The 9,123-nt window shown below is 61.7% G+C and carries 9 protein-coding genes; 7 read left to right on the forward strand and 2 right to left on the reverse strand.

Annotation, left to right across the window (positions count from 1 at the left end):
• Positions 1 to 95 precede the first annotated feature (95 nt).
• Complete coding sequence (gene cyaB, locus QT222_RS12170) at positions 96 to 683, forward strand: class IV adenylate cyclase (RefSeq protein WP_491477326.1); 588 nt, start codon at positions 96 to 98, stop codon at positions 681 to 683.
• A 194-nt stretch (positions 684 to 877) separates the two neighbouring features.
• The gene (locus tag QT222_RS12175; protein WP_491477327.1) at positions 878 to 2,086 is read left to right on the forward strand and encodes a methionine adenosyltransferase; all 1,209 of its coding nucleotides are present in this window, start codon (positions 878 to 880) and stop codon (positions 2,084 to 2,086) included.
• Positions 2,087 to 2,103: 17 nt separating this feature from the next.
• Here the strand turns inward: QT222_RS12175 and ppk1 are convergent, their stop codons facing one another.
• On the reverse strand, positions 2,104 to 4,611 hold the full coding sequence (ppk1, locus tag QT222_RS12180) for a polyphosphate kinase 1 (protein WP_491477328.1): 2,508 nt from the start codon (positions 4,609 to 4,611) through the stop codon (positions 2,104 to 2,106).
• 230 nt (positions 4,612 to 4,841) lie between these two features.
• Here ppk1 and thiI point away from each other — a divergent pair, with 230 nt between their 5' ends.
• The 3 genes from thiI (at position 4,842) to QT222_RS12195 (ending at position 6,879) form a co-directional block, all read left to right on the forward strand.
• Positions 4,842 to 6,023, forward strand: a complete 1,182-nt coding sequence (gene thiI / locus QT222_RS12185) for a tRNA uracil 4-sulfurtransferase ThiI (RefSeq protein ID WP_004056652.1) — start codon at positions 4,842 to 4,844, stop codon at positions 6,021 to 6,023.
• A 106-nt stretch (positions 6,024 to 6,129) separates the two neighbouring features.
• Positions 6,130 to 6,384, forward strand: a complete 255-nt coding sequence (locus QT222_RS12190; RefSeq protein WP_014732357.1) for a hypothetical protein — start codon at positions 6,130 to 6,132, stop codon at positions 6,382 to 6,384.
• A 42-nt stretch (positions 6,385 to 6,426) separates the two neighbouring features.
• A complete protein-coding gene (locus QT222_RS12195; RefSeq protein WP_491477329.1) occupies positions 6,427 to 6,879 on the forward strand; it encodes a DUF5804 family protein in 453 nt (150 codons plus the stop codon).
• Between the two features lie 31 nt (positions 6,880 to 6,910).
• Here the strand turns inward: QT222_RS12195 and QT222_RS12200 are convergent, their stop codons facing one another.
• The gene (locus QT222_RS12200) at positions 6,911 to 7,831 is read right to left on the reverse strand and encodes a PLP-dependent cysteine synthase family protein (protein WP_004056649.1); all 921 of its coding nucleotides are present in this window, start codon (positions 7,829 to 7,831) and stop codon (positions 6,911 to 6,913) included.
• 159 nt (positions 7,832 to 7,990) lie between these two features.
• Here QT222_RS12200 and QT222_RS12205 point away from each other — a divergent pair, with 159 nt between their 5' ends.
• Together QT222_RS12205 and QT222_RS12210 are read left to right on the forward strand one after the other, a co-directional pair.
• Positions 7,991 to 8,371: a thioredoxin gene (locus QT222_RS12205; protein WP_491477330.1), complete on the forward strand. Its 381-nt coding sequence runs from the start codon at positions 7,991 to 7,993 to the stop codon at positions 8,369 to 8,371.
• A gap of 137 nt (positions 8,372 to 8,508) precedes the next feature.
• Positions 8,509 to 9,123 (forward strand): hypothetical protein (locus QT222_RS12210; RefSeq protein WP_491477331.1); only part of this gene is annotated, 615 nt, incomplete at its 3' end.

The raw sequence follows: 9,123 nt of genomic DNA on the forward strand, positions 1-9,123 counted from the left end.
CCCGAAGAGACCTCACTCGTGGCTAAAGCCGTCGGCTTCCGCCTTTCGTCGGTGAGTCACCGATGTTTTTGCCGTTTGGATGCACTCACGAGACCATGTACGAAGTCGAAGTCAAGGTTCGTGCTGACCACGAGACGATTCGAGAACAACTCGAAGCGTCGGACGCCGAGCAAGTAAACCGGGTCGAACAGACGGACACCTACTACAACGCCCCGCACAAGGATTTCGCGGAAACAGACGAAGCGCTTCGACTCCGGCGGGAGTCGCGCTACGAGGACGACGAGGTTGTCGACGACGTGACGGTAATTACCTACAAAGGGCCGCTGGTGGACGAATCCTCGAAGACCCGCCGCGAGTACGAAACCGGTGTCGACGACGGTGAGACGATGGACGCCATCTGTGAGGCCGTCGGGTTCGAACCCACCGCGACAGTCGAAAAGGAGCGCGAGCGATTCGAACTCGACGGCTATACCGTCTCGCTCGACGCAGTCTCCGGTCTCGGAGAGTTCGTCGAGGTGGAAGTCGAGGTCGAGTCCGGCGTCGAGGTGGAAGTCGAGGTCGAGTCCGGCGTCGACGCGGCGCGCGAGGGAGCATTCGATGTCCTCCGAAAACTCGATGTCGACCCCGACGACCAGATTCGGACGTCCTACCTCGGGATGCTGCTCGGTGCGCCCGAAGAGTGAGCATGAAAAGTGAGTGCGAAAAGTGGGCACGAAAAGATAACAGCGGGACAGAGACACAACGAAATCGGTGGAAACACTCGTATTCGCGCGGCCGGTGGCAAATACTGTCGATTTATGGATAATGCCCAATAGTAATACGCTATTCAAGGAAGGTTTCCGCAAGTTATAGAACCGCCCGCCGGGTACACCCGGCAATGACCGACCGAAACATCCGCCTCGAATCCGCCGATAAGCGCGCGGTCGAGGACCAGGAGGTCGAAATTGTCGAACGGAAGGGAATCGGGCACCCGGACTCCATCTGTGACGGTATCGCCGAAAGCGTCTCCCGGGCACTCTCGAATCTCTATCTCGACCGTGTCGGGAAGGTACTCCACTACAACACGGACGAGACGCAACTCGTCGCTGGTACCGCAGCACCCGCTTTTGGCGGCGGCGAGGTTATCGAACCAATCTATCTCCTCATTGTCGGCCGTGCGACGAAAAAGTACGACGGGCAGAAACTCCCCGTCGACTCGACCGCACTCCGCGCCGCCCGCGAGTACCTCAACGAGAACATCCCCGGACTCGACGTTGGCACGGACATCGTCGTCGACGTAAAACTCGGCGAAGGCTCCGGCGACCTGCAAGACGTCTTCGGCGAGGAGACCCAACAGGTCCCGATGGCGAACGACACGAGTTTCGGCGTCGGCCACGCCCCGCTCACCGAGACGGAGCAAATCGTCCTCGAAGCCGAGTACGCCCTCAACGGCGCGCGCTACGGCGACGACCACCCCGAACTCGGACAGGACATCAAGCTCATGGGCAAGCGCGAAGGCGACGTTATCGACGTGACCGTCGCCGCCGCGATGGTCGACAGCCACATCGACGACATCGACGACTACATCGAGGCCGTCGACAACGTACGCGAGTTCGTCACCGACCTCGCCACCGAGTACACGGACCGCGAGGTCAACGTCGAAGTCAACACCGCCGACGACTACGAGGAAGGCTCCATCTACCTCACGACGACCGGCACGTCCGCCGAGCAGGGTGACGACGGCTCCGTCGGCCGCGGGAACCGCGCCAACGGCCTCATCACGCCGAACCGCCCGATGAGCATGGAAGCGACCTCCGGCAAGAACCCCGTCAACCACATCGGGAAAATCTACAACCTGCTTTCGACCCACATCGCCGAGACGGTCGTCGCCGAAGTCGACGGCATCCGCGACCTGCAGGTCCGCCTGCTCTCGCAAATCGGCCGCCCCATCGACGAACCCCACGTCGCAGACGCGAAGGTCATCACCGAAGAAGGCGTCACCATCGCCGACATCGAAGACGAGGTTATCGCGACCATCGACCGCGAACTCGCCAACGTGACGGACATCACGCGCCGCACCATCGAAGGCGAACTCACCACCTTCTGAGCGCGGGCGAACCCGCGTTATTTCGCGTCCGAATCGTAGTACTTCTCGATGAGCTTCGCGGCCGCGGCGGCCGTCTTCCGATAGTCGCGGTCGCCGTCGGGCGTCCGAACCGCGTACTCGTAGTGCCCGCTGTTCGGGACGTACCACTTCTCGGGGAACTCGTCGAGGACGTGCTGTGCGTCGCCGTTACTCGGCGCGCCGGTTGCAGCAGCCACACTCGGAATGGCTTCGGCGACAGCCACGCTCGGAACGGTTTCAGCGACCGTCGTCCGTTTAGTCACGACGGAAACCGTATCGGTATCAAGCGACCGCGGTTCCGGAACGTCTCGCGGTGTCATGACCGTCGGGCTGGATTCGACGAGGAGCGTCTCGGGAACATCCGGGTGTGACGCTGGCATTCCTCGGTGGACGCCGGGTCTACTCGATGCGCCGAGAACCTGATTCATCAGAATCGACTGCATGGAGACCGTGTGGCCGTTTTCCGGCGACAGTTGGTCGTACGAGCCGTCGGCGTTCATCTCCCACGACTTCCGGTTGTCGGCGAATCCGAGTTCGAGGATGAATCGGAGTTGCTCGCGGATGTCGGGGTCCTCCACGGGCGCGATGGCCTCCACGCGCTTGTCGAGGTTCCGCGTCATCCAGTCGGCCGACCCGACGTAGTACTCCGGGTCGCCGGCGTTTTCGAAGTAGAAGATGCGCGAGTGTTCGAGAAAGCGGTCGACGACGCTTCGAACCGTGACCGTCTCGGAGAGGCCCTCGATTCCGGGACGAAGCCGACAGATGTCGCGGACGAGCAGGTCGATATCGACGCCAGCCATCGACGCTTTGTAGAGTTCTTCGACGATGCCGGGGTCTTCGAGCGCGTTCATCTTGGCGACGATACGGGCGGGGCGACCCGCCGCCGCGTGCTCCGCCTCGCGGCGGATACACTTCGTGAACTCGTTTCGCATCGTTACGGGGGCGATGAGGAGTTTGCGGAACTCCTCGTCGAGCGAGGGTCCGGTGAAGAAGTTGAACACCTTGACGAGGTCCTGTCCGATGTCGCGGTCGGCCGTGAGGACGCCGAGGTCGACGTAGCCTTTCGCCGTCCCGGAGTGGTAGTTACCGGTGGCGACGTGCGAATAGAGGCAAACGCCGTCTTCTTCCTCGCGGACGACGAGCGCGGTCTTGGTGTGCGTCTTCAGTCCGATGGTTCCGTAGGCGACGTGAATTCCCTCTTCTTCGAGTTTGTGTACCCATTCGAGGTTGTTCTGCTCGTCGAAGCGGGCTTTGAGTTCGACCATCGCCGCGACCTGCTTACCGTTGTCGACGGCGTCGATGAGCGACTCGATAATCTTCGAGTCTGATGCCGTGCGGTAGATTGCGGCCTTGATAGCGAGGACGTTCGGGTCGTTCGCGGCCGCGTCGAGGAACTCCTGAACGGTGTCGCCGAAGGAGTGGTACGGGTGGTGCAACAGTACGTCCTTGCGCCGAATCTCGTCGAAGATGGTGTCACCGTCACCACCCACGTCGTCGGCGTCGGTGTCCGCGAATCGAGAGTGTGGTTGCGGCGTCCACGAGTCGAGAGATAGGTCCGGCCGCGAGAGGTCCGTGAGGTCCATGAACTCGCGGTAGTCGAGCGGACCCCGAAGCTCGAACACCTCACGTTCATCGAGGTCTAACTGCTCGATGAGGAGTTCCCGCGCCGACTCCGGGGCGTCCGCTTCGATTTCGAGGCGCACCGCGGTCGCAAAGCGGCGCTGGTCGAGGACTTCCTCAATCATATCGATGAGGTCTTCGGCGACCTCCTCGTTTCTTCGGACCTCGGCGTTCCGTGTCAGTTTGAACACCGCGGTGTCCACCACCTCGACGTTCGGAAAGAGCAAATCGAGGTTCGCGCGGATGATTGCTTCGAGGAGGACGTAACGAACCTCGTCGCCGTCGGTCTCGACTTCGACGAGTCGCGGCCGGTTCTGCGGAATCTTCACACGGGTGAACGTCAGGTCGTCGTCGCTGTCGTCACCTCTCGTGATGACCGCGAGCGAGAGCGAGAGATTGGAGATAAATGGAAACGGGTGGGCCGGGTCGAACGAAAGCGGCGTGAGCACCGGGAGGACAGACACCTCGAAGTACTCGCGCATCTCCGACTGTTGGTCGGGTGTTAGGTCGTCGTAGTCGCAGATATGGATACCCTCGGCGGCAAGTGCGGGACGAATTTCCTCGCGGTAGCACGCCGCCTGCCGTTCGAACAGAGGTCTTGCCTTGTCGATAACCTCCTCCCACTGTTCTTGGGGTGTCCGGCCGTCTGTTGTCTGTTCGGTGACACCAGCGTCTATCTGTTGTTTTAGCCCGCCGACGCGTTTCATGAAGAACTCGTCCAAGTTCTTCGTGAAGATAGCGAGAAAGCGGACCCGTTCGAGGAGCGGGTTCCGGTCGTCCAGTGCCTCGTTGAGCACGCGGGACTGGAACTCCAGTTGACTCAACTCGCGATTGAGGTAGTACTGCGGGTCAGAGAGGTCGATGGTATCGGTCGACTCGTCGGTCATTGGCATCGGTGGGTGGGGAGAGAATTCGGCAGACTGTTCGGCGGGTGTACGACACAGAGAGAGGGAGATACCTATTAAGTAATTTATATGAGAACCACCGCTGACTACGGTTCAGTAATTGACACTATGTGTGAATATATAATAATAATATATTTGCTGACAGCTATCGTCGAGACGGCTGTCAGTCCCGGAAACGAGACGCTGAAGAGTCCCCACGGGAAACACTGAGTGTGAACGAGACGGCGCACGTCGTCCTCGTCGGCTACGGCGAGGTGGGCACCAAGAGTTCGAGCGTTCGGGCGAAGATGGAGAGTCTACTCCGGACCAACTTGCAAGCGGTCCTCGACGACCGCTCGCTTTCGGGACACGTCGACCGGGAGTGGTCGCGGATTCTCGTCCGCGACCCCGACGACCCCGAGGCAGTCGCCGCCGCGTGCGCCGAAGTGCCGGGCGTCGTCTGGGCGCGACCGTGTATTGCCTGCGCGCCTGACCTCGACGCTATCGTATCGACGTGCCGCGACCTCACTGTGGACCACCCCGATGGAGCCAGTTTCGCCGTCGACGCCGACCGAATCGGCTCGTCGGAGCAACACGACTTTTCCAGCAGGGACATCGAACGCGAGGCCGGAAGCGCCGTCGTCGACGCCACCGGCGCACCCGTCGACCTCGACAACCCCGAGCGGACGTACCGCGTCGAGTGCCGCGAAGACACTGCGTATCTCTCCGCCCGGCGATTCGACGGTCCCGGTGGCCTCCCACTCGGAACACAAGGAAAGACGATTTCGCTCGTCTCCGGCGGCATTGACTCGCCTGTGGCGACGTGGGAACTCATGCGCCGCGGCTGTGAAGTCGTTCCCGTCTACATCGATTTAGGCGACTACGGCGGGGCGGACCACCGCGCTCGCGCCATCGAGACGGTTCGAACTATCGCCCGTCGTGCACCCAACGCCAACATGCGAGTCCACGTCGTTCCGGCCGGTGACGTGGTCCGACGACTGATGGACACTATCGAAGACACGCGAATGCTCTCGCTTCGACGCGTGATGCTCGCCATCGCCGCCGAGGTCGCCGCCGACGAGCACGCCCACTCTATCGTCACCGGCGAGTCGCTGGGGCAGAAATCCAGCCAGACCGGTGGAAACCTCGCGGTCACCGGGGCCGCCGTAGACCTTCCCGTCCACCGACCGCTCTTGACCCGCGACAAGACGGATATCGTCGCCGAAGCCCGCGAACTCGGGACCTACGACGACTCGACGCTCCCGGTCGGCTGTGAGCGAGTTGCGCCGAGCTACCCCGAGACGAACGCCTCACTGGCCGCCGTCGAAGCCGCCGAACCCGCCGACCTGTTCGACCTCGCCGCCGAGGCCGCCCACAAACGGACTGTCGTATCGCTGGACGACGACATCAAGTAGTGTGCGAACGTCCAACACAATTTTGAATTAGCGACTGTTCAGATTTGTTTCGGATGGTAGATTGCACAAAAATGGATTTATTTACCGTGAGTTCGACGGTTTTTCCATGTCACGAACATCGCGTTTCGGCCGCAGTCATCCCGGCCCGGAGTGGCGAATCTCACATCGGGCGACGCGGACCGACTGGAGCGATGCCGTCGAGCGATGTGCGACGTGTCACACCGATATCGACATGCGCGAAGCCCACTACCAAGTAGTCCTCGACCGGGATATCGACCACTCCGGAAAGCTCTCTTTCGAGCGCCAGCGCGTCGTCTTCTGCGACGAAGCCTGTGCCGACCAGTGGGAGTCTCACGCCTAAGTACCGGAACCGCTTTACCGAATCCGGACCGTCCATTTCGACGTGACGCAGGTCTGTATCGTCGGAGCCAAAGATGTCCACCTCCAGTACGAGTTGTTGTCGAGAGATACGGCCCGGGCAGCGCTCTCGACGTACGACATCTCCGAACCGTTCGAGAACTCGCTTTCTATCGAGACGGTAAGCCTCGGCGCAGCCGTCTCGCTCCTCAACGACCTCAACTGGTATCTCGTCCGCTTTGCCGCGTTCTCGCTGATTCTCGAACCATCTGTCTCCACTGACGAGTGGCTCTCACGCGACCTCGCTCGAAAGGTTCGAGACGGACAGGTGCAACCTGAAGCGACCGGCGACCATCTCGCCATCTACGGCGTCGAAGACCAACGACTCGTCGAACCGATGTACGTGACTCGAGTCGACGGCTCCGTCCCGGAGTACGACCTCAGAGACGTGGACGAAACGGTCGTCGTCAGGGTCGGCGAAGACGAATTCGGCCGGTAAGCCGAACGAGAAGTACGGAAGAACCGTTTCGCTATTCTTCGACGTCGAACATCCCGGTCGACATGTAGCGCTCGCCGGAGTCCCAGAAGACCGTCACCACGAGCGGTTGGTCTTCTTCGTCAGCATCGGGGTCGGCGAGGCGTTCGGCGACCCGCTTGGCCGCGAGGAGTGATGCACCCGACGACTGCCCGACGAGAATTCCTTCCTCGCGAGCGAGTCGGCGGCACTCGGCTTCCGCGTCTTCGAGCGCGACGATTTCAAGGTCGTCCAGCAGGTCGGTATCGAGGTTGGGGCTGACGAAGCCCGGACCCATCCCCTGGAAGTCGTTGTCGCCGACTTCGTGGCCGGAGAGCACGGCGCTTTCTTCGGGTTCGACGCCGACAACCTGCATCGACGGGAACTCCTCTTTGAGGCGACTGCCGTTACCCGAGATGGTGCCGCCGGTGCCGATACCGGCGACGAAGGCGTCGATTTCCCGGTCGTCGATTTGGTCGAGAATCTCTTCGGCGGTCGTTCGGTAGTGCGCGTTCGGGTTTGCGGGGTTCTCGAACTGCCGAAGTTGGTACATCCCGTCGGCTTCGAGTTCGTCGGCGCGGTCTTTGGCGTCGGCGATACCGCCGTCGACGAGTTCGATAGTCGCCCCGTAGGCGCGCATAATCCGCCGGCGCTCGGGGGACATCGACTCCGGCATGACAATCGTCAGGTCGTAGCCTTTCGCCGCCGCGACGACGGCGAGTCCGATTCCGGTGTTCCCGGATGTGGGTTCGACGAGGTGGTCGCCCGGCGAGATGTCACCCGCCTCCTCGGCCGCTTCGACCATCGCCTTCGCGGGGCGGTCCTTCGCCGACCCACCCGGGTTCTTCGACTCTATCTTCGCCGCGATGGTCGACCCGGCGGGTGAGTCGACTCGGACCAGCGGCGACCCGATAGCGTCGAGGATACTATCGTCCATCGACTCTCGATTCTCGGTGCGAGCCTAAACGACTGGCGGAGGCGGATGAAACGGCCACGTTTCTGGCTTCCGTAGAACGTGGAAATACGAACGACGGAGCGGGCGGCGAGCCCCGCCGTGAGCGTACCCGTTAAATCCGCTCGGACGGTAGACCGGCACATGGCCGAAGCCGAGACGCTCGAAACGATGCAACCGAACCCCGCGTGGGACGCCGCATCCTACCCGGACGTGGTCGACACCCTCGCCGCCGGAGACTACACGTTCAACGTTTGGGGCGGCGACTGGTGCGGCGACTGTCGGAGCCAACTCCCCGACTTCGCCGCGGCCCTCGACGCCGCCGGCGTCGACGCCGAGCGAATCGAACACTACCCGGTCGAGAAGGCCGACGACGGGTCGAAAATCGGCCCGCTCGTCGAGGAGTACGACATCGAATACATCCCGACGGTCGTCGTCGAGGAAAACGGCGAGGAAGTCGCTCGATTCGTCGAAAACGAGGACGTTCCGATTGCGGTCTATCTCGCCGACGAACTGTCGAACTGAGCGCTGGCGGTTGGTTTTCCTTCCGCAGTGTCGGTGGAGTGATACGAGACGGCCGAGTATGCCGACTAGATGAGACGAAGACAGGTCCCCGTGTCGCTCGGAGCAGACGGCAAACGCGTATTGGTTGGTGTCAGCTAATGACCGACGAGGAGAGGGAGCCAGCGCACTACATCCTCGATAGCGACGACTACGGCCGCGACGTAGAGACCGTCTTTTCGGAAGTACTGCCCCTCGCACACACCGTACGTGTTGAACTCGACCGATACTGGACCGTCGAGGACGATGGCGGCGAACAGTGTGCCGCAGTTCTCTCGTCGCTGAAATCTCTCGACCCGGAGCGGCCCGACGACCGAACGTACCAGTTCGCCCTCAATGAGGAGGGAACGGACGTGCTCTTTGCGTTGCTCGATGTGGCACAGACGTTTGCAGGGAGTAGCTTCGTATTTCGACTCAAGTTACTCGACGAGACGGGCGCTGAACTGCTACAGACGATTCCGCACGAATCGTCAGTGTCGGGGAAGTCCCCGCCGTTGCCCGCTGAAACGGTCGGGTCCATCCAATCGGCGCTGGCCGACAGAACCGCGATGTTCGTGGAATTCGGTGTCCGGGAGCGGTGGGAAACAGACGAGTACGCTTACCGACTCGCCACGACCGACATCGTGGAATCGTCGCTCGACGGGAAGACGAGTCGGACGCTCTGTTCTGCGCTCACGACGGACGACATCCGCATTCGGGACGAGACGACGTTGGTG

The sequence above is a fragment of the Haloferax sp. s1 genome (assembly GCF_058382125.1).

Excerpts from the sequence above, each read along its gene's own strand:
- QT222_RS12175 (WP_491477327.1), top strand. The coding sequence starts at position 878 with ATGACCGACCGAAACATCCGCCTCGAATCCGCCGATAAGCGCGCGGTC.
- QT222_RS12205 (WP_491477330.1), top strand. The coding sequence starts at position 7,991 with ATGGCCGAAGCCGAGACGCTCGAAACGATGCAACCGAACCCCGCGTGG.
- ppk1 (WP_491477328.1), bottom strand. The coding sequence starts at position 4,611 with ATGACCGACGAGTCGACCGATACCATCGACCTCTCTGACCCGCAGTAC.
- cyaB (WP_491477326.1), top strand. The coding sequence starts at position 96 with ATGTACGAAGTCGAAGTCAAGGTTCGTGCTGACCACGAGACGATTCGA.
- QT222_RS12200 (WP_004056649.1), bottom strand. The coding sequence starts at position 7,831 with ATGGACGATAGTATCCTCGACGCTATCGGGTCGCCGCTGGTCCGAGTC.
- QT222_RS12190 (WP_014732357.1), top strand. The coding sequence starts at position 6,130 with ATGTCACGAACATCGCGTTTCGGCCGCAGTCATCCCGGCCCGGAGTGG.